At 64.0% G+C, this 22,342-nt stretch carries 22 protein-coding genes, 1 tRNA gene and 1 other RNA gene; 10 read left to right on the plus strand and 14 right to left on the minus strand.

Going from position 1 to position 22,342, the window contains the following annotated elements; genetic code table 11:
* Positions 1-20: 20 nt before the first annotated feature.
* Together NDN01_RS02915 and NDN01_RS02920 are read right to left on the minus strand one after the other, a co-directional pair.
* Complete coding sequence (locus NDN01_RS02915; protein WP_272625693.1) at positions 21-2,051, minus strand: 3-hydroxyacyl-CoA dehydrogenase NAD-binding domain-containing protein; 2,031 nt, start codon at positions 2,049-2,051, stop codon at positions 21-23.
* Between the two features lie 60 nt (positions 2,052-2,111).
* Positions 2,112-3,347, minus strand: coding sequence for a serine hydrolase domain-containing protein (locus NDN01_RS02920; protein WP_272625695.1), 1,236 nt, complete (start codon positions 3,345-3,347; stop codon positions 2,112-2,114).
* Positions 3,348-3,489: 142 nt separating this feature from the next.
* Between NDN01_RS02920 and NDN01_RS02925 the strand changes: the two genes are divergently transcribed.
* Positions 3,490-5,256 (plus strand): class I adenylate-forming enzyme family protein, encoded by a 1,767-nt coding sequence (locus NDN01_RS02925; protein WP_272625697.1) that lies wholly within the window; start codon positions 3,490-3,492, stop codon positions 5,254-5,256.
* Positions 5,257-5,289: 33 nt separating this feature from the next.
* On the opposite strand, the gene NDN01_RS02930 is transcribed toward NDN01_RS02925, so the two are convergent.
* A complete protein-coding gene (locus NDN01_RS02930) occupies positions 5,290-5,754 on the minus strand; it encodes a YcxB family protein (RefSeq protein WP_272625699.1) in 465 nt (154 codons plus the stop codon).
* Positions 5,755-5,962: 208 nt separating this feature from the next.
* Here NDN01_RS02930 and NDN01_RS02935 point away from each other — a divergent pair, with 208 nt between their 5' ends.
* Positions 5,963-6,784, plus strand: a complete 822-nt coding sequence (locus NDN01_RS02935; RefSeq protein ID WP_272625701.1) for a class I SAM-dependent methyltransferase — start codon at positions 5,963-5,965, stop codon at positions 6,782-6,784.
* Between the two features lie 12 nt (positions 6,785-6,796).
* Here NDN01_RS02935 and NDN01_RS02940 read toward each other — a convergent pair whose 3' ends face one another.
* Both NDN01_RS02940 and glpK read right to left on the minus strand, forming a co-directional pair.
* On the minus strand, positions 6,797-7,516 hold the full coding sequence (locus NDN01_RS02940) for an SIMPL domain-containing protein (protein WP_272625703.1): 720 nt from the start codon (positions 7,514-7,516) through the stop codon (positions 6,797-6,799).
* A gap of 23 nt (positions 7,517-7,539) precedes the next feature.
* Positions 7,540-9,006, minus strand: a complete 1,467-nt coding sequence (glpK, locus tag NDN01_RS02945) for a glycerol kinase GlpK (RefSeq protein ID WP_272625705.1) — start codon at positions 9,004-9,006, stop codon at positions 7,540-7,542.
* Positions 9,007-9,163: 157 nt separating this feature from the next.
* On the opposite strand from glpK, the gene NDN01_RS02950 reads away from it, so the two are divergent.
* Together NDN01_RS02950 and NDN01_RS02955 are read left to right on the plus strand one after the other, a co-directional pair.
* On the plus strand, positions 9,164-10,357 hold the full coding sequence (locus NDN01_RS02950; protein WP_272628464.1) for an AI-2E family transporter: 1,194 nt from the start codon (positions 9,164-9,166) through the stop codon (positions 10,355-10,357).
* A gap of 92 nt (positions 10,358-10,449) precedes the next feature.
* Positions 10,450-11,091: a TetR/AcrR family transcriptional regulator gene (locus NDN01_RS02955; RefSeq protein WP_272625707.1), complete on the plus strand. Its 642-nt coding sequence runs from the start codon at positions 10,450-10,452 to the stop codon at positions 11,089-11,091.
* An 85-nt stretch (positions 11,092-11,176) separates the two neighbouring features.
* On the opposite strand, the gene NDN01_RS02960 is transcribed toward NDN01_RS02955, so the two are convergent.
* Both NDN01_RS02960 and NDN01_RS02965 read right to left on the minus strand, forming a co-directional pair.
* A complete protein-coding gene (locus NDN01_RS02960; protein ID WP_272625709.1) occupies positions 11,177-11,617 on the minus strand; it encodes a DUF2147 domain-containing protein in 441 nt (146 codons plus the stop codon).
* Complete coding sequence (locus NDN01_RS02965; protein ID WP_272625711.1) at positions 11,614-12,456, minus strand: metal-dependent hydrolase; 843 nt, start codon at positions 12,454-12,456, stop codon at positions 11,614-11,616. The genes NDN01_RS02960 and NDN01_RS02965 overlap by 4 nt, the downstream gene beginning before the upstream one ends.
* Positions 12,457-12,913: 457 nt before the next feature.
* Between NDN01_RS02965 and NDN01_RS02970 the strand changes: the two genes are divergently transcribed.
* Positions 12,914-12,990 (plus strand) — tRNA-Asp (locus NDN01_RS02970).
* 34 nt (positions 12,991-13,024) lie between these two features.
* On the opposite strand, the gene NDN01_RS02975 is transcribed toward NDN01_RS02970, so the two are convergent.
* From NDN01_RS02975 to NDN01_RS02990, 5 genes are all read right to left on the minus strand, one after another.
* Positions 13,025-13,237 (minus strand): DUF2842 domain-containing protein, encoded by a 213-nt coding sequence (locus tag NDN01_RS02975; RefSeq protein ID WP_272625713.1) that lies wholly within the window; start codon positions 13,235-13,237, stop codon positions 13,025-13,027.
* Positions 13,234-13,782, minus strand: a complete 549-nt coding sequence (locus NDN01_RS02980; RefSeq protein WP_272625715.1) for a 5-formyltetrahydrofolate cyclo-ligase — start codon at positions 13,780-13,782, stop codon at positions 13,234-13,236. The genes NDN01_RS02975 and NDN01_RS02980 overlap by 4 nt, the downstream gene beginning before the upstream one ends.
* Before the next feature lie 92 nt (positions 13,783-13,874).
* A non-coding RNA gene (gene ssrS / locus NDN01_RS25945) (6S RNA) lies at positions 13,875-14,031 on the minus strand.
* 11 nt (positions 14,032-14,042) lie between these two features.
* Positions 14,043-14,345 carry a cell division protein ZapA gene (locus NDN01_RS02985; protein ID WP_272625716.1) on the minus strand — a complete coding sequence of 101 codons (303 nt, stop codon included), beginning with the start codon at positions 14,343-14,345 and terminating at the stop codon, positions 14,043-14,045.
* On the minus strand, positions 14,345-14,548 hold the full coding sequence (locus NDN01_RS02990; protein ID WP_272625718.1) for a hypothetical protein: 204 nt from the start codon (positions 14,546-14,548) through the stop codon (positions 14,345-14,347). The genes NDN01_RS02985 and NDN01_RS02990 overlap by 1 nt, the downstream gene beginning before the upstream one ends.
* A gap of 163 nt (positions 14,549-14,711) precedes the next feature.
* On the opposite strand from NDN01_RS02990, the gene gap reads away from it, so the two are divergent.
* From gap to NDN01_RS03005, 3 genes are all read left to right on the plus strand, one after another.
* The gene (gap, locus tag NDN01_RS02995) at positions 14,712-15,722 is read left to right on the plus strand and encodes a type I glyceraldehyde-3-phosphate dehydrogenase (RefSeq protein WP_272625720.1); all 1,011 of its coding nucleotides are present in this window, start codon (positions 14,712-14,714) and stop codon (positions 15,720-15,722) included.
* Positions 15,723-15,886: 164 nt separating this feature from the next.
* Complete coding sequence (locus NDN01_RS03000; RefSeq protein WP_272625722.1) at positions 15,887-17,089, plus strand: phosphoglycerate kinase; 1,203 nt, start codon at positions 15,887-15,889, stop codon at positions 17,087-17,089.
* A 71-nt stretch (positions 17,090-17,160) separates the two neighbouring features.
* Positions 17,161-17,844, plus strand: a complete 684-nt coding sequence (locus NDN01_RS03005) for a DUF2490 domain-containing protein (RefSeq protein WP_272625724.1) — start codon at positions 17,161-17,163, stop codon at positions 17,842-17,844.
* A 40-nt stretch (positions 17,845-17,884) separates the two neighbouring features.
* On the opposite strand, the gene NDN01_RS03010 is transcribed toward NDN01_RS03005, so the two are convergent.
* On the minus strand, positions 17,885-18,694 hold the full coding sequence (locus NDN01_RS03010; RefSeq protein WP_272625726.1) for an AraC family transcriptional regulator: 810 nt from the start codon (positions 18,692-18,694) through the stop codon (positions 17,885-17,887).
* Positions 18,695-18,856: 162 nt separating this feature from the next.
* Here NDN01_RS03010 and NDN01_RS03015 point away from each other — a divergent pair, with 162 nt between their 5' ends.
* Positions 18,857-20,395 (plus strand): FAD-dependent monooxygenase, encoded by a 1,539-nt coding sequence (locus tag NDN01_RS03015; protein WP_272625728.1) that lies wholly within the window; start codon positions 18,857-18,859, stop codon positions 20,393-20,395.
* Positions 20,396-20,478: 83 nt separating this feature from the next.
* Here NDN01_RS03015 and NDN01_RS03020 read toward each other — a convergent pair whose 3' ends face one another.
* On the minus strand, positions 20,479-21,000 hold the full coding sequence (locus NDN01_RS03020; protein WP_272625730.1) for a TlpA family protein disulfide reductase: 522 nt from the start codon (positions 20,998-21,000) through the stop codon (positions 20,479-20,481).
* Positions 21,001-21,398: 398 nt separating this feature from the next.
* Here NDN01_RS03020 and NDN01_RS03025 point away from each other — a divergent pair, with 398 nt between their 5' ends.
* Complete coding sequence (locus NDN01_RS03025; RefSeq protein WP_272625731.1) at positions 21,399-22,307, plus strand: class I fructose-bisphosphate aldolase; 909 nt, start codon at positions 21,399-21,401, stop codon at positions 22,305-22,307.
* Positions 22,308-22,342 lie beyond the last annotated feature (35 nt).

The following is a 22,342-nucleotide window of genomic DNA, read 5'->3' on the forward strand; positions in this document are numbered from 1 at the left end:
AGAGGCAGGTTCCTGCTGCATCAATTGAACAACCCGCCGCTTTCGGCCTTCTCCTTCAGCAGCGGCGCGACCTTGAAGCTATGCTTCTCCAGGCCTGCGACGATCTTCTTCAGGCCTTCGGTATCGGCCCAGAACATCGGGCCGCCGCGATAGACCGGCCAGCCATAGCCATAGATCCACACCACATCGATGTCCGACGCGCGCTGCGCCATTTTCTCCTCAAGGATCAGCGCGCCCTCGTTCACCATGGTGTAGAGCGTCTTCTCGATGATCTCCTCGTCGCTGATTTCGCGCTTCGCGAGGTTCGACTTGCTGCGGAATTCCTCGATGATCTCGGCGACGCGAGGGGAGGGCGTGGGGTTCCGCTTCTCGTCATAATCGTAGAAACCCTTGCCGGTCTTCTGGCCCCAGCGGCCCTCGGCGGCGAGCGCGTCGCGGATATTCTCGATCCGGGTCGGGTCGCGGTGCCAGCCGATATCGACGCCGGCGAGATCGCTCATCTGGAACGGACCCATCGGCATGCCGAATTCGACATGCACGCGGTCGATCTGCTCGGGCGTGGCGCCTTCCATCAGCAGCTTGTTGGCTTCGACCTGACGCGGCATCAGCATGCGGTTGCCGATGAAGCCGTGGCAGACGCCAGCGACCACCGCGACCTTCCTGATCGTCTTGGACAGCGCCATCACCGTGGCGAGGACATCGGGCGCGGTCTTCGCGCCGCGTACCACTTCCAGCAGCTTCATCACGTTCGCGGGCGAGAAGAAGTGCATGCCGAGCACATCGGCGGGCCGGCTGGTGCTGGCCGCGATCTCGTCGACATTGAGGTAGCTGGTGTTGGAGGCAAGGATCGCGCCCGGCTTGGCGATGGTGTCGAGCCGTCCGAAAATCTCCTTCTTCACGTCCATATTCTCATAGACCGCCTCGATGATCAGGTCGCAGTCCTTGAGCGAGTCGAAATCGAGCGTCGGGTTCAGGGCGCCCATCGCTGCCTCGACCTGTTCCGGCTTCATCCGGCCCTTGGCGGCGCTGGCTTCATAATTCTTGCGGATCACGCCCGTGCCGCGGTCGAGCGCTTCCTGGGCCATTTCGACGATCGTCACCGGAATGCCGGCGCTCAGGAAGTTCATCGAGATGCCGCCGCCCATGGTGCCGGCGCCGATCACGCCGACACGCTTGATCGGGCGGAGCGCGATATCGGCGGGCACGCCGTCGATCTTCGCCGCCTGGCGCTCGGCGAAGAAGATGTGGCGCTGGGCGGCCGACTGGACACCCATGATGAGCTTCATGAACTCCTGTCGCTCGAACGCGACGCCCTCTTCATAGGTCGATCCGTCCGAAGCCTTTTCGACACAGGCGATGTTGGCGGCGGGTGCGTCGAAGCCGCGGAAGCGCTTGGCATTCTCCTTCTCGAACGCGGCGACCGCGTCGGGGTCCGGCGTCGCGGTCTTCTGGCTGGCGCGGGGCAGGGGAGTCTTGTCGGCTACGTCGCGTGCGAAGGCGATCGCGTCGGCTTCGAGACTGTCCTCGCCGGCGAGCTTGTCGATCAGCCCCGCATCGAGCGCGCGCTTGGCCGAGATCGGATCGCCCTTGGCGGTCATCTCCAGCGCCAGTGCAACGCCGGCGATGCGCGGGATGCGCTGCGTGCCGCCTGCACCCGGGAGCAGGCCGAGCTTCACTTCCGGCGTGCCGATCTTTGCCGAGGGCACGGCGATGCGGTAATGGCAGGCCAGCGTGACCTCGCAGCCACCGCCCAGCGCGGTGCCATGGATCGCGGCGACCACCGGCTTGTCCGATGCCTCGATCATGTCGACCAGGGTCGGCAGGCCGGGCTCTTGCATCGGCTTGCCGAATTCGGTGATATCGGCGCCGGCGAAGAAGGTGCGGCCGTCGCAGCGGATCACCATCGCCTTGATGCTGCCGTCGGCGAGGCCTTCCTTCACGCCTGCCTCGAGACCCTGGCGGACAGCGGCGCCGAGTGCGTTGACCGGTGGGTTGTCCGAGATGATGACCAGCACATCGTCATGGCGTTCGGTGCGAATGGGGGACGTCATTTCACTCTCCTGCAATCTTCGGAATTCCGGGGCTCGCCCGTACGGGACGGGCCGGGTGGATCAGGTCAGGGCCGAATAGATCAGCGTCTTCAGCTCGCGGCGGATCGGATATACGTTGGACGGGCTCATCTGAGTCATGAATATCATCGTCAGGCGCTCGACGGGGTCGATGAAGAAGGCGGTCGAAAACATCCCACCCCAATAATATTCGCCCACTGATCCCGGGATCATGGATCGCGCCACGTCGATATTGACCGCGAAGCCAAGCCCGAAGCCGGTTCCGGCATTGGCCGCCTCGCTGAACAGCGATCTGGACATGCTCGACAGGTCCGAACCGCCCGGCAGATGGTTCCGGGTCATCAGGTCGATCGTCTTGCGTCCGACGATGCGCGCGCCGTCAAGTTCGCCGCCGTTGAGGCACATGCGGCAGAAGCGGTGATAGTCGAGCGCGGTCGACACCAGTCCGCCTCCACCCGACACGAGCTTCGGCATTTGGCTCCATGCGCTTTCAGCGCCGCGATCGTACATCACGCGGCCCTTGCCGGGCACAAAGGTGTAGCAATCGGTCAGGCGATCGATCTTGTCCGCGGGCACCGCGAAGAAGGTGTCGTCCATCTTCAGTGGCGCAAAGATCCTTGTGCTGAAGAAGTCGGCCAGCGGCATGCCCGCGACGCGCTGCACGACCGCGCCGAGCACGTCGGTCGATACAGAATAATTCCAGGCCTCGCCCGGCGAGAATTCAAGCGGGATCTGGCCAAGCGCGGCAACGAAGGTGTCGAGGTCGAGATTGCCGTGCCAGTTCTCGATCTTGCCCTCGCGATATGCCGCATCGACGTTGGATCGGTTCTGGAAGCCGTAGGTCAGCCCCGAGGTATGGCGCAGCAGGTCGACCATGCGCATCGGCTCGGCGGTCGGCTTCGTCTGGAACGGCACGCCGGCCCCGCCGCCATTATAGACTCCCAGGCCCTTCAACTCGGGCAGGACGTGATGGACCGGCGTATCGACGGCGACCTTGCCCTCCTCGACCAGCATCATGAAGGCGATCGAGGTGATCGGCTTGGTCATCGAGGCGATGCGGAACAGGGACGATTCGTCGATTGCCCCTTTTCCGGTCGTGGCGCCGCCTTCGCGCGCGGCGCCGAGATTCGCGAAATGCACGATCTCGCCGTTACGGCCGACGAGCAATTGGGCATTGGGAAGCTTGCCCGAATCGACATAGCGATCCTGCAGGAAAGCATCGATCCGGGCGAGCCGAGAGGCATCGAAACCGTGCGACTCGGGCTTGGCGATCTTCATGTGTGGCCCATACCCCTCATTCGAAATGGTATCTTTCCTATTGCCTTGAGCGGCGCATGAATCAACACTAACCTTGGAAAAAATGGCGGATAAGCCAAACCCGACATTCAAGTCCGTCGGGCTATCGCAGGCGGACAAAGTCATGGAGAGATGCGTCTTGGATACCGAACCGCTCGTTGCGCTCGATCCGGCCTGGCCGAAAATGACCCTGCCCGAGGTCGAGGCTGTGCTCACCGCGCCGGGCGAGCGCTTCGAGATGGAGACGGTCACCGTCAACGGTATCCCCACCCGCGTCTGGAAGAACGCGCCGCCCTCGCTCGGATGGCTGATCCAGGCGTCGCGCCTGCATGGCGCCCGGCTCTTCACCATCTATGAGGACGAACGCGTCACCTATGACGCGAACTTTCGCGCGGTGGCGACTCTGGCCGGCAAGCTGCGGGAAATGGGTATCGCCAAGGGGGACCGTGTCGGTCTGGCGATGCGCAACCTGCCCGAATGGCCAGTGATCTTCTTCGCCGCGGCGAGCATCGGGGCGATCGTCGTACCGCTCAACGCCTGGTGGACGGCGGGCGAGCTTGAATATGGCATCGACGATTCGGGTGCCAGGCTGCTGTTCGTCGACGACGAGCGGTATCAGCGGCTGCGCGCACATGATGCACCACTGCCAGCGCTGGAGCGTATGATCGTTTCGCGGGCCTCCAGCGCGCTCGATGCACGGGCATCGCGGCTTGAGGACCTGATCGGCACGCCGAACGACTATGCGACCTTGCCTGATACGGCACTGCCGGCGGCCGAGATCGCGCCCGACGACGACGCCACGATCTTCTACACCAGCGGCACCACCGGAAACCCGAAAGGGGCGCTGGGCACGCATCGCAACATGATGAGCAACATCATGTCGGGCGGCTACAACGGGGCGCGTTCCCTGCTCCGGCGCGGCGAGCCGATTCCGGCGCCGATTCCCCGCGTGACGCTCACCGTGATCCCGCTCTTTCATGTCACTGCGTGCAGTGCGGGCATGATGGGCTCGATCGCCGCGGGAAGCTCGCTGATCTTCATGCGTAAATGGGACACGGTCCGCGCGATGGAGATCATCGAGCGGGAGAAGGTCAACATCACCGGCGGCGTGCCGACGATCGCGTGGCAATTACTCGAGCATCCGGATCGCGCCAGGTACGATCTCTCGTCGCTTGAGGCGATCGCCTATGGCGGCGCCCCGTCGGCGCCCGAACTGGTCAGGCGAATCCACACCGAGTTCGGCGCGCTGCCCGGCAACGGCTGGGGCATGACCGAGACGATGGCGACGGTCACCGGCCATTCGAGCGAGGACTATCTCAACCGCCCGACCAGCGCGGGGCCGCCGGTACCGGTCGCCGACCTGAAGATCATGGACGAGGAAGGCGCCACCGAATTGCCGGTCGGTGAGGTTGGCGAACTCTGGGCGCGTGGGCCGATGATCGTGAAGGGGTATTGGAACAAGCCCGAGGCGACGGCGGCAACCTTCATCGACGGATGGGTGCGGACTGGCGATCTGGCGCGCCTCGATGAAGAGGGCTTCGTCTATATCGTCGACCGGGCGAAGGATATGATCATCCGCGGCGGCGAGAATATCTATTCGAGCGAGGTGGAGAATGTTCTCTACGCTCATCCCGCCGTCACCGATTGCGCGCTGATCGGTATCCCGCACCGTACACTGGGCGAGGAGCCGGCGGCGGTGGTGCATCTCGCGCCGGGCATGGAAGCGAGCGAGGCAGAACTTCAGGCGTGGGTGCGCGAGCGGCTGGCTATCTTCAAGACGCCCGTCGCGATCCGCTTCGTGAAGGAGACCTTGCCGCGGAACGCGAACGGCAAGATCCTGAAGAAGGACCTGAAGGTCCTGTTCGAGGACCGGATCGGCCAGGCTGCCTGAATCGAAGAATATATTTCCGTTCGGACAAGCCTATCAACGTGCGGCCGCGACGCGCTCTTTCATTGACTCGACGAAACTGGCTTGTGCGGCCGGCGTGTCGAATGCCCTGGGCGGGATGATGAAGGCATTCCCGCTGCTCCCCTCGATGAGGACATAGCCTCGTTCAGTCGTGATTGACCGAATATTCTTCCATGAAATCCGGCCGCTTTTTCGTCCGACGATCGTGGTGATACCCGATGTGCCGAGGGTGATGGTCCGGGCCTGCGGCTTGAAGCGGAATTGCGGATACAGCACGAGCAGCAGGATCGGGATCGCACCAATCGCCAGGGGCGCGGCCAGCGTCGAAAGGGACGGCCGCGCCAGGTAGGACATCAGCAGATATGCCGGAACCGCAAAGATCGCGAAAATCCCCAGGTGCGATTTCCAGAGCCGCTGGCGCCAGGCTCGCCAGTACCAGGTCCAGATCTCCCCACGGCGGGAAGCGTACTCGATGGTCACGGCGCGAATCCTTCGGAAGACAGGGTCGGCTTCAAGCATCTGGCGCACGAGGTTTCAACTGCGCCAGCCGGGCCTCCTGAATCGCGTGAGCAACATTCCGGCAATACGCTAGTGTTTGACTTGGTTGCTGGCGGTGGCGTTATAGTCGGTGCCGACACGTGACGATGTCGGTTCCGCGAAACCAGGATCGCGTCAGGAGAGATTGCTCATGCGCATGCCGTTCATCGCTCTTTCGATTGCCTGCCTGTCGTTGGCCGGTGCCGCGGTTTCGATGCCTCCGCCCCAGTCCGAGCCGCTCCTGGCTGCTGCGGTCGAAGTCCCGACCCGATCGCCCGCCAATGTCGCACGTGACTCCTATCGTCACCCGGCCGAGACGCTGGCGTTCTTCGGCGTAAAGCCGACTGATTCAGTGGTGGAGATCTGGCCGGGTGGGGGCTGGTACACTGAAATTCTCGCACCCTATCTTTCCGCGGGCGGCAAGCTGACCGTCGTATCCCCGCCGGGGCGTCCGTCTGCGGGCATCAATGCGAAGCTCGACAAGGACGCTCCGACCTATGGCAAGGTCGCCCGCGCAAACTTCCCGAGCGCGCTTGGCGGGACCGGTGTCGCTCCGGGCACCGCAGACAAGGTGCTGACCTTCCGGAACGTCCATAACTGGCGGATGGGGTATCTGCGTTCCGACAAGATGGATTATAGCGCGGCCGCCTTCCGCGAAATTTATACGATGCTGAAGCCCGGCGGCGTGCTTGGTATCGAAGATCATCGCCTGCCCGAGAACGCCGACAATGAACGCGAGCGGACCAGTGGTTACATCAAGGTCTCGACCATCCGGAAGCTCGCCGAGGATGCCGGTTTCCAGTTCGCGGGATCGAGCGAGGTGAACGCCAATCCCAGGGACACGCACGACTGGCCCGAGGGCGTCTGGACGCTGCCGCCGAGCCTGCAACTGGGCGACAAGGATCGCGAGAAATATGTCGCGATCGGCGAAAGCGACCGGATGACGCTGAAGTTCGTCAAGCCGGCGAAATAGCGCGCACGGCTCCTATTTGGGGGCCAGGGCGAAATCGACGCTGACATTCACCTGGCTGGTATTGGTACCGGCCATTACTGGCGGCGGCGCGGCGACTTGTGGCGCAACCTTGTCCATTGCCATCGCCTCATAGGCGATCGGTGCGTTTGAGGCACCGCTGTCCCGGATGGTGAGAATCCGCACGACCTTGAGATTAGCCGCCTGGGCATAGGTCTCCGCCCGCGCCCGGGCGGCCTTGTAGGCATTGGCATAGGCCGACCGGCTCGCGGCTTCCGGATCGCCGACGCGAAGGTCTGGTCCGGACAGGACGTTGGCGCCTGCCTGGGTCACGGCGGCGATCGCCGCGCCCGCCTTGTCCACGGCGCGCATGCGCACGGAGACGACGTTGTTGGCCTCGAACTTGTTCTTGTTCGGACCCCAGTCGAGCCGGGAGACGGTCAGCCTCTGGGTCTGCATGTCAGCCTTGGCGACGCCGAAACCCTGCAGCGCCGACACGACCTTGTTCATGATATCGTTGTTGGCGGTCGCCGCCGCGTCTGCCGTCGCGGCAATCGAGGAGACGCCGGCCGAGAAGCGAGCCTCGTTCGGCGCGGTTTCGGCCTCTCCACTGGCGGAGACCTGAAGCAGCACTTCGTCGTGCCCGACGCCGCGCGGATCGCGGGGGCCGGGAGAGCAGGCGCCCAGCGCGAGCGCGCCACCCGTGGCTATCCATCCGATCGTCGATCCGCGCATATCAGTCTCCTGTCGTTCCCGCGTCACTCCCGGGCAATGACGCTGCGTACCGCCTTGTTCCAACCCGTCAGGCGTTGCTTCCGGATGTCGACGGCCATCCCAGGCTCGAACATCTCGACGTCGCCGCGCATCACGCTTGCCTCCTCGAGGTCCCTGAACAGCCCTGATCCGACCCCGGCCAGCATCGCGGCGCCAAGCGCGGTGGTCTCCGCGAACTTCGGCCGCTCGACGCTCACGCCCAGGATGTCGGCCAGATCCTGCGCCATCCAGTCATTGGCTACCATGCCGCCGTCGATGCGCAGGGTCTTCCAGTCGACGCCGTCAGCCGCAAAGGCGGTTTTCAGGTCATGCGCCTGGTGCGCCATCGATTCGAGCGCGGCACGGACGATATGCGCGCGCTCGCTGGAGAAGCTGAGGCCGGAGATCGTACCGCGCGCATCGGGTTCCCACCATGGCGCACCCAACCCGGACAGCGCCGGCACGAAATAGACGCCGCTATTGTCCGACACGCTGCGCGCCAGCTTCTCGGTTTCCGCGGCGTTGCCGATCAGATTGAGTGTATCGCGCAGCCATTTCACCAGGCTGCCCGCCACGAACACCGACCCCTCCAGCGCATAAGCGCGCCTGCCGTCCAGCTGCCATACGATCGTGGAGAGCAGCCGGTTGCGGGAAGTCGGCGGGATCGGCCCGGCCTGAGTCAGCACGAAGGCGCCGGTACCGAAGGTCGCCTTGGTCTCGCCGGTCTCGAGGCAGTACTGGCCGATCGTCGCGGCCTGCTGGTCCCCCGCGATACCGCAAATCGGGATGGCGGCACCGAAGAGGGTAGTCTCGCCGAAGCGTCCGGCGCAGTCGACGATCTCCGGCAGCGCAGCGCGGGGGGCGCCGAACAGGTCGATCAGCCCATCGTCCCACTGGCCGCTGCCGATCGCCATCAGCGCGGTGCGGCTTGCATTGGTCGCATCGGTGATGTGCAGACCGCCGGTCAATTTCCAGATCAGCCAGCTCTCGATCGTGCCGACCGCAAGCCGATCCCCGGCTTCCCTGAGTTGAGGCCAGTTGGCCATCGCCCAGCCGATCTTCGAGCCCGAGAAATAGGGATCGAGCAGCAGCCCGGTCTTGGCCTGCACCGCCGGCTCGTGCCCGGCCTCCCGCAAATCCCGGCAGATCGCGGCGGTGCGTCGGTCCTGCCAGACGATGGCGGGAGCGAGCGGCTCGCCGGTCTGGCGATCCCAGAATACCACCGTTTCGCGCTGGTTGGTGATGCCGATCGCCGCAATCCGCTCGGCGCCCCCGCCTCGTTTGATCACCTTGCGCGATAGGGCGAGTGTCTTGTCCCAGATCTCGGTCGCGTCATGTTCGACGCGGCCGCTTTCCGGATAATGTTGGATCAATTCGGCGGATTCGCTCGTAAGGCACTTGCCGTCGGGTGCGAACAGCATCGCCCGCGTCGAGGTGGTGCCTTCGTCGATGACCAGGATGAGATCGCGCATCGGGCGAGGTTAGGGGGCGAACCCGGCGGCCGCAACAGGCGTTGCGGCCGCCGGGTTCGCCCCCTTATCGGGATTACAAGCGAGGGGAATGCGGCTAGATTGCCGTGGTAATTGTTGCGTAAAGGGGGAACGAGTGGCGGACGGTTCCGGGCAGGGCATGAAACAGGCCCCGGGCGAAGGTGCATTCGGCTTGCCGATCGACGGTGACGACACCGTCGATGAGGCGCGGGTGGGGCAGCGGCGCGACCGATTGCTTGCCGCCCTCACGCTGATTGCAGGAATCGGGCTGGCGCTGGGCACGCCCTTCGCGCTCAAGGCGGGCGCCGAATTCTTCCTGCCGACCACTGCGGCGCTCGTCATCGCGATCGCGCTGGTGCCGGTCCTCGAATGGCTTGAGCGGCACCGCGTGCCCTCTGCGCTCGCCTCGCTCACCTGCGTGCTGCTGTTCCTTGTCGCGGCCAATATCGCCCTGGCGGCCATCGTGATCCCGGCGACCGAGTTTTTCCGCAAGCTGCCTGACCGGATTGACCGGATCCAGATGAACATCGCTCCGCTGCTCGATTTTTATTCGAGCCTGGAAAAATACGTCAACCGCACCGTGCGTCATCTGGCCGCGTCAGGGCCAGTGAATCCCGCGCAGACAGCCGCCGTCGCGCCGCCGAGCTCGATCCTCGAACTGGCTGCGACCTCCGCGCCGACGGCGATCGTGCAGGTGTTTTTCGGTATCCTGGTCGTCTATTTCTTCCTCTCGGGCTGGACCCGGCTCAGGCGCCGGACGATCACCAGCCGGTCGAGCTTCGGCGGCGCGATGGCGACGGCGCGGGTCATTCAGGACGTGGTTGATGACACCTCGGCCTATCTGGGTACGATCACGATCATCAACCTCTCGCTGGGTCTGGTCATCGCCTTTGCGCTATGGCTACTCGGCATGCCCTATCCGTTGATGTGGGGCGGTATTGTCGCCCTGTTCAACTACATCCCCTATTTCGGGCCGATCGTCGCGGCGATCCTGCTGGCACTCGGTGGGCTGATGACCTTTCCCGACATTTGGGTGGCGTTGCTGCCTGCGGTGATCATGATCGGCGCGCATCTGCTCGAGGCGAACGCGGTGACGCCGTTCATCGTCGGCCACCGGCTGACGATCAACCCGATCATGATCCTTATCTCGTTGAGTTTTTGGGGATGGGTGTGGGGCACGCCGGGCGCGTTGCTCGCGGTGCCGCTGCTGATCATCATCCAGACGATCATCGGCGCGGCCGGCAAGCCCGATATCGCCGGTTTCCTGTTCGAGCATGGTACGCTGACTCAGCAGCGGCGTGCCCGTGCGAGATCGCGCGATGGGGAGGACTGACGGGGCGGGCAAGCGGGAGCGAGGCACCTGGACATTGATGTAAATGTGTTGATCCTTAGACTCCCGCTGCGCCATAGTGGGGAGCCGCATCGATGCGCGGCCATGATGGGGGCATCATATTGAAGGATTTAGTGGCGCCTGCCCGCAAGAAACGGCGGAAGCGCAACGCCGCCGAGGCGCGAGAGGAGGGGCTCGCCGCCGCGCGGGAGCTGTTGCTTGAAGGCGGGCCGGGCGCGGTCACTCTGGCCAATGTCGGCAACCGCATCGGCATGTCGCATACTAACCTGATCCACCATTTCGGGTCAGCGGCAGAGATGCAGACTGCCCTGATGGGATCGATGATCCGCGATCTCGCCGCCGCGCTGGACGACGCGGTCACGCATTTGCAGACCGACGCCGCGGCACCGTCCATCCTGATCGAGAAGGTGTTCGACGCATTCGGCAAGGGCGGGGCGGGGCAGCTCGCAGCCTGGCTGGTACTCACGCGCGCGTTCGATCACCTTGAGCCGATCCGCCAGGCGGTGCTCGACCTGGTCGGCGCGGTGGCAGAGAAGCTCGCCGACGATCCGGGGACTGACGGACGGATTCGCTCGATCGTCCTGCTGATCGCCATCACGGCGTTCGGCGATGCCGTGATCGGCCCGAATCTGCGAGAGATGCTAGGGCTGGAGGACGCCGCCGCTCGCAAAGCGATGGCGCAACTCCTGCCCATCCTGATCCTGCCGGGTCACTGACAGAGATTGTAACCATACGCCATGCGTGCTGGCGACACGTCATCAGAACCGCGCGCAATCCAAGCGCCGGGTATATGCTCTGTTGCTAGCGTAGCCGAGTCCAGGTCTGCGTGCGGCAGAGGAATACCGCGATGCAGCCTTTTACTTTCAGCGTGTCCCGGTCGGCCAACGTCAGATAGCCCGATTTCGCGCCGTCGCCGCTATTCGGGTCATAGAGCGGGCCGCCCTTCCATTCGCGCGGCCCGCCGGTGAAACCGTCGAGAATGCGCAGGCCCATCAGCCGGCGCGATCGCAGGGCCTCGTCGCCATTGCGGATGTCGCGCTGGTCGGGATTGGCACGCAGCGGCGTGCCATCGACCACGCGTCCGCACAATGCCTGGCCACAGCGGTGGATTTCCACGACGCCGCCGCGCTCCTGTGTCCGCCAGCGGCCGATCAGCGCGTCGTCGGGAGACCCCGCCGCGCTCGCGCTGGTCGTCAGTATTGCCGCAGCCAGCGGAGCGCAGATCAGGTGCCGTCCGCTCATGCGACTGCCTCGATGCCGAGCCGCTTCTGCGCGCGAACCAGGGCCGTGCGGTCGTCATGCTGCCAAGGATGGAAACCGGGGCGGAAATAGCTCAGCCACGGCAACGTAACCCGGCGCAGGATGCCGGGACGTCCGAACAGGAAGCCCATCGTCCGCAGCCAGACCCTTGGTCCGCGCAGGCCGTCCTCGCGGAAGAGGTCGCGCATGTTCGCGCCCATCGTCGTCATCAGGATGATCGTCGCCAGGATCATCGCCCGCACGCGCAACGCGTAGCGCCGGGGCGCGGACCAATGGGCGGTGACCGCCAGAAAGGTGTCGAACGCCACCGCCTTGTGCTCGACCTCCTCGATCGCGTGCCAGCTCCAGAGCCGGGCAGCTTCCGCCGGTGCGGCGTCGAAATCGCGGCCGTCGGTCGCCAGCAGCTCCTGAGCGAGGATGGCGGTGAAATGCTCAAGCGCGCAGGTCGCCGCGAGCTGATGCTCCCTTGCCCGGGTGCGGGCGAAATCGAGCACGCGCTTCGTCCGCGATTCAAGCTTTGCGATATTGTAGCCGCTGTCGGCCGCCAGCTTGTTGAAAGTGGCATGTTCCCGGCTGTGTACCGCTTCCTGTGCGATGAAGCCGCCGATCTGTGCCTGGAGCGCCGGATCGACTGAGCGTCGATAGTGCCGGACGCTGTCCATGAAGAACTTCTCGCCCGCTGGGAAAGTGCAGGACAGCGCGTTGAAGAAGGCGGTGGGGACTGGATCCCCACCATGCCACCAGCGCGGATGGTCCGCGCCGTCGCGATGGAAGCGCAGGTCGCGCAGGGGAATGGCGATGTCGGGTGGGGTGGTTGTCACATCTGCCTCGCTATATTGACATTGGTGTTCATATAAATTTGGACATCAATGTCAATATAAAAAACCGCCCGCGACCCGGGGAGGGCGGCGCGGGCGGCAGGTGGCCTGCCCGTTCGGGCGAGGTTGGGGGAATTCTTCGGCGATCTCGGGCGCCTGAATCGTCCTTCCCGCAGGGCCTTCGAAAGCGGGTTGAACTGCACTTTCTGTTCGGATCGCGGGGCGGCTGTCAATATATAATGACATTAATGTCCATGTTGATATCAATCTGTCGCACGCGTTGCCGAACGAGCTGCCGTCATGGCCGCGAATCCTGCGAATATGACGTGGCCGGCGGTGGTTGAATCGAGGTCTCGAGGGTTCAGATGACGTGGCTTTTGGGCGCCGTTCGATTATTGCGCGAAAGGGCTGTTGACAGGGTTGGGCACCTCGCCTAGTTGCGCCGCCTCACGCTTTCCAAGCGGGTGTAGCTCAGTTGGTTAGAGCGCCGGCCTGTCACGCCGGAGGTCGCGGGTTCGAGCCCCGTCACTCGCGCCATTCCCCTGTTTCTGGAGGGGAAGGCGCAGCGAAATCAGCGCCAGCGTCCGGTCTCCATCCAGAGCAGCATGCGGCGCATCGGCAGCAGCCAGAGCCAGGCGATTCCGGTCACGAGATAGAAGGCGAGTTGCAGCAGCGCGTGCCATCGGCCGATCATACCGGACAGGCTGGCGACCAGAATCACCCAGACGACGATCATCCCGAGGATCGCGAGCATGCCGACGGGTTTGCGCCAGGAAGGGGTCATTTGGGGATAATCCAGTCTCGTTCGGTGATGATGGCGTGGAGCGGTACGTCCCACGGGTCGTGCGGCAGGCTTTCGACCTGTTGCACCGACCAGGCAACCCCGACCCGCCACGCGTCCGGGAATTGCGTGAAGGCCCGATCGTAATAGCCGGCGCCCTGGCCGAGTCGGTTGAGGGTCGAATCGAAGGCGAGCAGCGGAGTCAGGATGATGTCCGGCGCCATCGCGGCTGCGTCGTGGTGCGGTTGCGACAGGCCGAATGGACCCGGGATCAGCGGGGCTTCGCTGTCACACGCAAGGAAGCGCATCGGCTCGGAACGAACGGTGACATGCGGCAACACGATGGCGCAGCCACGCTCGACGGCGGCGCGGGCGAGCGGCGATGGGTCCGCCTCGCTGCCCATCGGTACGTAAGATGCGACGGTCAGGCCGTGTTCAAACCGGGCGAGCAGGGCGTATGGCGGCTCGATCGGAGATGGTCCGCCGGCGAAGAAGCTGTCGCGGCTGGCGCGGATCCGGGCGCGAAGAGCAGATTTCTCGGGATTCATAGGGTATGTGATCCGCCCTTGTGACCACTCCACTTGCACGACTTTCGCCGGGGTAGGAAGAAAGCGCGGTCGCCGCATTCTCGAAAAGCGGTGGCGGGACCGCCATGGCCGTTTGCCTGAATATCCTCTGACGCCGTTAGCATCAGGTGGGGATCATGTACGACAGGCCAGGGCCAGCGCAGGGACAACCCCCTAGGAAGAATAATCGCCTCAGGGATAATCGGTAAGGCTCGTACCGGGCAGTGCCCGCCACGCCCTATTTAGGCTTTCGGGGCCGTTTTCTCAAGGGTCGCCGCCAGCTTTTCCAATCGCTCGGCAACCTGGTCGAGCAACGCCGCGCCGGCGCCTTGCGGTGGGCGCCGCTGCGCTTCGTCCAGTTCGTCGGCGAGCATCAGCGCGACGAACAACATGGTCCGCTCGCCGTTGAGGCCGCCCGAGGCGCGCGATGCCGTCGACCAGTGCCGGTCGAGCATATCGCCGAGCTTTCGCAGCTGCGGTTCCTCGCCGTCGCGGCAGGCGACGGTGTGGCGGCGGTCGCCGATGGTGAGGGTGACATCGGCCATCAGGCGGCCCCATCCTCGCCTTCAGCACGAGCGATCACGTCGTCCAGCGTCGACACTGCCTGCTCGATCCTGGCGCGCAGCACGGCGTGGCGCCGCACCGCCGCGTCGGCCGCACGGTCCCGCTCAGCCATCGCTGCTTCGATTCTCGCGATCGCGCGATCGATCCGGTCGAGCGCGGGCGGAGGCGTCTCGTCTGCCATCATCCCGGGATAGCATGGCTTTACGGGCGGGCAAGATCGATTTGGCCTCCTGCGGTTGACGGGCGCGTCCGCCCACCGCAAAGACCGCGCGGCTTATCAGACTCGCCGGTCGCCCTTTTCGCGCATGTCAGCGCCGCGCCCGGTATCCGCGACGGAGGAAATTGCGATGACGGTGAAGGTTGCGATCAATGGTTTTGGACGGATCGGCCGTCTCGTTGCACGCGCGGTACTGGAGCGCGGCGATACCGGACTTGAGCTCGTCGCGATCAACGACCTCGCCGACGCCAAGTCGAATGCCTGGCTGTTCTCGCGCGACTCGGTGCATGGCAAATATCCCGGCAAGGTCTCGGCCGAGGGCAATGAACTGGTCGTCGACGGCAAGCGTATCCGCGTCACCGCGGAACGCGATCCCGCCAACCTGCCGCATGCCGAACTGGGCGTCGACATCGTGCTCGAATGCACCGGCTTCTTCACTGATCGCGAGAGCGTGCAGAAGCATATCGATGCCGGCGCGAAGAAGGTGCTGATCTCGGCCCCCGGCAAGGGCGTCGACCTGACCGTCGTGTTCGGCGTGAACAACGACAAGCTCGAGGCAGGCCACAATATCGTGTCGAACGCGTCGTGCACCACCAACTGCCTGGCGCCGGTCGCCAAGGTGCTGAACGATTCGATCGGCATCGAGCGAGGCCTGATGACGACGATCCACGCCTATACCAACGACCAGAAGATCCTCGACCAGATCCATCCCGACCTGCGCCGCGCCCGTGCCGCCGCCATGTCGATGATTCCGACCACGACCGGCGCGGCGCGCGCCGTCGGCGAGGTGCTGCCGGAACTGAAGGGCCGGCTCGACGGCTCGGCGATCCGCGTGCCGACCCCGGACGTCTCGCTGATCGACCTGACCTTCACGCCGAAGCGCGACACCACCCGGGACGAGGTCAACGCCATTCTCAAGGCCGCGTCGGAGAGTGGCCCGCTCAAGGGCATCCTCGATTACACCGACGAACCGCTCGTCTCGATCGATCTGATGCACACGCCTGCCAGCTCGACGGTCGACAGCCTCGAAACCGCCGTGCTCGACGGCAAGCTCGTCCGCGTCGTGAGCTGGTACGACAATGAATGGGGTTTCTCGAACCGCATGGTCGACACCGCCGGCGCGATGGCGGCTTTCCTCTAAGGACGCGGGACGATGCCTTTTCCGTTCGTGTCGGAGATCGGGATACTGCTTCTCGACGACGCCCGATGGGGACGGGGAAGGAGCGTTGCTGGTCTCCGCGCTCGCATCGCTCATCGGGGTGGACCGGCCGGGGTCGGCATCGGCGATATTTTCAGGGTGGAAGAATGACGGCGAAAAGCTTCAAGACGCTTGACGACATGGGCGATGTCTCCGGCAAGCGCGTGCTGGTCCGTGAGGATCTGAATGTGCCCATGGCCGATGGCGCCGTCACTGACGCCACCCGGTTTCGCGCTACCTTGCCGACCGTGACCGAACTGGCGGATCGCGGTGCGATCGTCCTGATCCTTGCCCATTACGGTCGTCCAAAGGGCAAGCGCGATCCGGAGATGTCGCTCGCGCTGGTGACCGGGCCCTATAGCCAGGTGCTTGGTCGCCCGGTGCGCTTCATCGAGGATTGCGTGGGTGAGGGCGCCGCCGAAGCGATCGCCACGCTTCAGGCAGGTGATATCGCGGTGCTGGAGAATACTCGCTTCCACGCCGGCGAGGAAAAGAACGATCCCGAACTCGCGGCCGAGATGGCCAGGCTTGGCGACTTCTATGTCAACGACGCCTTCTCCGCCGCGCATCGCGCGCACGCCTCGACTGAAGGACTGGCGCACATTCTTCCGGCTTTTGCCGGTCGTGCAATGGAGGCCGAGCTCGATGCGCTCGACAAGGCGTTGGGCAATCCCGAACATCCCGTCGCGGCGGTGGTCGGCGGCGCCAAGGTGTCGACCAAGCTGGACGTGCTCAAGCATCTCGTCGCGAAGGTCGATCACCTGATCATCGGTGGCGGTATGGCTAACACCTTTCTCGCCGCGCGTGGTGTGGATGTCGGCAAATCGCTGTGCGAGCATGACCTGACCGGCACCGCGGAGGAGATCTTCGAGGCAGCGGAGCGGGCCAATTGCACCATCCATCTGCCTTATGACGTGGTGGTGGCGAAGGAATTCCGCGCCAACCCGCCGGTGCGCACTGTCAACGTCCACGAGGTCGCGGCCGACGAGATGATCCTCGACGTTGGTCCCGCCGCGGTCGAGGCGCTGGCCGATGTGCTCAAGAATTGCCGCACCCTGGTTTGGAACGGGCCGCTCGGTGCCTTCGAGACACCGCCCTTCGACACGGCGACGGTCGCGCTGGCACGCACGGCGGCGGCGCTGACGCGCGACGGTTCGCTGGTCTCCGTCGCGGGCGGCGGCGATACCGTTGCCGCTCTCAACCAGGCTGGAGCAGGGGACGATTTCACCTTCGTCTCCACCGCCGGCGGGGCATTCCTGGAATGGATGGAGGGCAAGGAACTGCCCGGCGTCGCGGCGCTTTCCGCGTAGGGCGCGGGGCTTCCCGTCCATACGCTTCGCGCCTACGGTTCTGAATGCCCGCCCGATCCCAACGCACCGCTTTGCGCCACTTGCTCCTGGCCTTGCCGCTTGCTCTGGTTGCGACGCCGGCGTGCGCGCAGCGACAGGACGGGCAGCTATGGCTGCAGATCAACACCAATGTCCCCCTCGCAGATCGCGTGCGTATTACGCTTGAGCAGATTGCGCGCTTCAGCGACCGGCAGAATGGATTGTACCAGACCGAATTTGGGGGCTTGCTTGGCTTTCGCGCCACCAAGAACATCGAACTGGGTTTCGGGTATCGCTGGGTCGGAGCGCATAACGGCAATACGGGCGCGGACGAGGATCGCTTGCGCCAGCAGGTGGTGGCGACATTCGGACCGGTTACTACTCGTTTCCGGGTCGACGAGCGCTTCAATCCACGCGGCAGCGAGGTGGGTTTCCGCATCCGCCCGCTCATCCGTTACAATCACCGGCTCGGGACCAAGGGGGTTGCGCTCTTTGTCAGCCACGAAAGCTTCTTTCTGCCCAACAGCACGAGCTGGGGGCAGCGCAGCGGGTATGAACGGATGCGTAACATCGTTGGCGTCACGCTTCCGCTAGGGCGCGAGGTCGCGGCGGACGTTGGCTATCTCAATCAATATCGTCCGGGCCGTGATGGCGCTCAGGCGCAGATGGACCACGCGCTGCACCTCCAGCTCACGATCAACCTGCGTGCTTTCGCTGCGTCGCAAGTCCCAGACTGAGGGTGTGGTCTCGTACCGCGCCCACTTCCTCAGGGTTCCATCATCGTCGCGAGTGCCGTTCAGCCATGTAGCGTCCCGGGGATACGCCGGTCGTCTTGCGAAACATCGTCGCAAAGCTGGGGATGCTTTCATAGCCAAGATCGTTCGCTACTTCCTGGATCGAAGCGCCGCCAGCCAACCATTTTACGGCGAACATGACGCCGAGCCGCTGGCGCCAACGGCTGAAGCTCATGCCCGTTTCACGAGTGATCAGTCGTGCCAGGGTGCGTTCGCTCAGCCCAGCGCGCCGTGCCCAGACGTCCATCGTTCTCCGATCCGCCGGAGAATCGATCATCAGTTCGACCATCCTGCGGAGGCGCTTGTCGGAAGGCATCGGCAAGTGGAGGTCCTCGACCCGTGCCGACGCAATTTCATCGAGAAGCACCGCCACCAGGCGCGACTCCGCGCCGCCCTCCACATAGTGGGCGGGCAGGCTCGCGGATCGGATCAAGAGCTCGCGCAGTAGCGGTGTCACCGATACCGCGCAGCAGACCGCAGGCAGGCCTGTATCGAGCTTCGGTTCGACGAAGGCGTTATAGCCTTCCAACGCGCCGGTCGCCTTGACGGCGTGCAGCGCGCCCCCGGGGATCCAGACAGCGCTTCGTGGCGGCACGATCCACAATCCTCCTTCGACCTCGCAGCTGAGCGCTCCCCGCTGCACCAGGAGGAACTGGCCCTTCCTGTGGCGGTGAAAGTCGATTTCTATCTTGCCGACCTCTGCGATCGCGATGCCGACCGTTACGATCGGCCGGCGTATTCCATCCGGATCGAGGCGTTCGGACTCGGTGGGCGGATCGCTCAGAATCGGCATGACTCGCTCAAGCCTCGCAACTTCGTCCTGGCGGAAATGAATAACATTCTGTCTTGCCTTCGGAATGACGCCAGAATGGGTTGCCATTATCCCTGTTGCGGGAGCCAGTCGAGGCGGTTTGGATTCAGGCATCCAATGGCGACCGGGCGCGAGGAGTCTGTCTTGATCTATGATGTCGTAATTGCTGGTGCCGGCCCTGTCGGACTGTTTCTCGCCTGTGAGTTGCGCCTCGCGGACGTCTCGGTACTGGTGCTGGAGCAAGAAGAGGACGCGCGCTCCCCCCTGAAGCGGCTTCCCTTCGGAATGCGCGGCCTTTCGGCGCCGACCATCGAGGCCTTCTATCGGCGCGGCATCCTGAACGACATCACGGCGCCGCAACGCGCGAAGGAGGAGTCGGGCGGCGTGTCCAATGCCGCGCACTGGATGCAACAGCCGCGCCGCCCGGGTGGCCATTTCGCGGGCATCCAGTTCCACCTCGACAATATCGACGCGACGAAGTGGCAATATCGCCTGCCAGGTCCGGGCGGCACCAGCATGGTGGTCGAGATGGAAAATCTCGAATCCGTCCTGGCCGCGCGCGCAAGCGCGATGGGCGTCGAGATCAGGCGTGGTGTTGGCGTCGAAGACTTCGACCAGTCGGATGAGGGCGTGGCCATCCGCGCCGGTGACGAAACCTTTCGCGGACGATGGCTTGTCGGATGCGATGGCGGCCGCAGCACGGTTCGCAAGGCTGGCGGCTTCACGTTCGTCGGCACCGATCCGGAGTTCACCGGTTATTCCGTTGATGTCGAGATGGCCGATCCGGACAAGCTCAGCCCGGGCCGTCACTATACATCAACCGGCATGTATACCTATACGCAGCCCGGCACGATCGCGATGGTCGAGTTCGACGGAGGTGCATCCCACCGCACCCGGCAGATTACGCTTGACCATGTGCAGGCGGTGTTGCGCCGTGTCTCCGATACTGACGTCACCGTGACGGCGCTCCGACTTGCCACCACCTGGACTGATCGCGCTTACCAGACGACGGCATATCGCAACGGACGGGTGCTGCTCGCCGGTGACGCAGCGCATATCCATTCCCCTCTGGGCGGCCAGGGGCTCAACCTCGGGCTCGGGGACGCGATGAACCTTGGATGGAAGCTTGCCGCGACCATCCGGGGTGCCGCGCCCGCTGGTCTGCTCGACAGCTATTTGGACGAACGACATCCGGTGGGTGTGAAGGTTCTCGATTGGTCGCGTGCGCAGGTCGCGCTCATGCGGCCGAGCCGGAGTTCACGCGCGCTCGAAGCCATCATCCGCGACCTCATTGATACGCGCGACGGCGCGACATATTTCGCTGAGCGGATCTGGGGCGTTTCTCTCCGCTACGATCTTGGGAGCAACCAGCCACTGGTGGGTCGCAGCGCTCCTGATTTCGCGTTGGTCGACGGGACGAGGCTTGGCGATCACCTCGCGAAGGGGAGGGGGTTGTTGCTGGACTTCGACTCTCAGGGGTCGCTTCAGGCGATTGCACGTCGCTGGAGCGATCGGATCACCTATATGGCAAGGGATGCCGAGGACCGGCTTGGCCTGAGCGCGGTGCTCGTGCGCCCTGATGGCGTTGTCGCCTGGGCTGGCGGGGCCGCTGATCACGAGGAAGCTGCCGAGGCTGCGTTGCGTTGGTTCGGCGAACCCGGCGAAGTCCCCGAGTTTTCTTGAGCCGGCCTTTGGCAGCCGCCGGCAAGGTTTGCGTGAAAATCAGATTCGGCGGTTGATGCCTCGTTGCTACAATCCCACCAGAATCAGTTCGCGGCGGTCGCCGGCGCGGGAGTCGGTTCCTTGAGCAGCGGTATGATCGTCCGGTTCAGCGCTTCGAGATCGAATGCCGCCGCTTTGGCGTAACGGATACGGCCCGCTCGGTCGATGATATAGTTGGTCGGGACGCCCTCAAGGATGGAGTATGGTCCCTTGATCTTTTTCGCTGAGGGCATGTGCATCACCTCGAAGAGCTTCTTCATTTTGTATAGCGGTATCGAATCCTCGGTCGCGATCGCGAAGACCCTCAGGCCCGCTTTCTGCTGGAGTTCATAATATCGGTCCAGCAACGGAAGCTCTTCGCGGCAGGGTACACACCAGGTCGCCCAGAAGTTGAGTACCACCACCCGACCGCGAAGCTGGTTGAGCGACACTTTCGAACCATCGACCAGCGTCAATTCGAAATCGGGCGCGGGCTCGCCGACCCTCGGGACCTTTGCGGCGGTCAAGAAAAAGGCGAACGCTCCAAGCCCGAGAAGCTTCAACCCGCGCGACAATAGCGATCCCATGACAGCTTTCCCCTTTGCCCTGAACCTGATGCAGGAACGGACGTGCGTCAATAATGGCGAATGTTCCGCATCTGTTAGGGCAGAACGCGCGGAACGATTCTGTCATTGTCTATGCAGCTCCACCTTACTGTCCGTGGAGCACGAAAATCATATTCGATCCTTGTTTCACGTCACGGATGGTCACCTTGATTTTTCGCTGCTGCGCAGCGGAATCCGTCTTGGCCTGCAAGTGAATGGCGTAATGTGGCATTGTCGCGTAGCCATTTCGTCGCGATTAAACGCGCCGGATGTCACTTGCGGACAGCAATGATCCCGTTCAGCCGGCATGTACGCCCGTTGCCCCTGGCGTGATCGCGAGCTAACAGCCGCGCAACATCAGCAGCAGCAAAGGGATCGCGATGACGCCGACCGTGAAGGCAATTCTCGACAAGTACGAGTCCGACAATGCCGGCGTGAAGGCGAACCTCGCTCGCATCCTGATGCACGGCAAGCTTGGCGGGACCGGCAAGCTGATTATTCTGCCGGTCGACCAGGGCTTCGAACATGGCCCGGCGCGCAGCTTCGCCATCAACCCTCCCGCCTACGATCCCCACTATCATTATCAGATCGCGATCGATGCGGGCCTGTCAGCTTATGCCGCGCCGCTTGGCATGATCGAGGCAGGCGCTGAGACCTTTGCTGGCCAGATCCCGACGATCCTCAAGGTCAATAGTTCGAACAGCTGGGCGACCGGGGCGAACCAGGCAGTTACCGCCAGCGTCGAGGACGCGGTGCGGCTCGGCTGCTCGGCGATTGGCTTCACCATCTATCCCGGGTCGGACGACCTTTTCTCGATGATCGGCCAGATCCGCGAGCTTTCGGCGGAGGCCAAGTCGGTCGGTATCGCCACGGTCATCTGGTCCTATCCGCGCGGCGGTGCGCTGCCCAAGTCGGGCGAGCTCGCGCTCGATGTCGGCGCCTATGCCGCACACATGGCGGCTTTGCTCGGCGCGCACATCATCAAGGTGAAGCTGCCGAGCGACCATATCGAGCAAAAGGAAGCCAAGCCGATGTACGAGGGCACCGACTGGTCGAAGCAGTCGGACCGCGTTCGCCACGTCGTGCAGGCTAGCTTCGCCGGGCGCCGCATCGTGGTGTTCTCGGGCGGTGCGGCCAAGGGGGCCGATGCGGTCTATCAGGACGCGCGCGACATCCGCGACGGCGGCGGCAACGGCTCGATCATCGGCCGCAACACCTTCCAGCGCCCGCGCGACGAGGCGCTCGCGATGCTCGACAAGCTGGTGCGTATCTACAAGAACGAGGAATAACCGAAGCGCCGGTCATCAGACGGCGTGGTTTTTCC

This window comes from Sphingomonas sp. QA11 (genome assembly GCF_028473665.1).
Taxonomy (GTDB): domain Bacteria; phylum Pseudomonadota; class Alphaproteobacteria; order Sphingomonadales; family Sphingomonadaceae; genus Sphingomonas; species Sphingomonas phytovorans.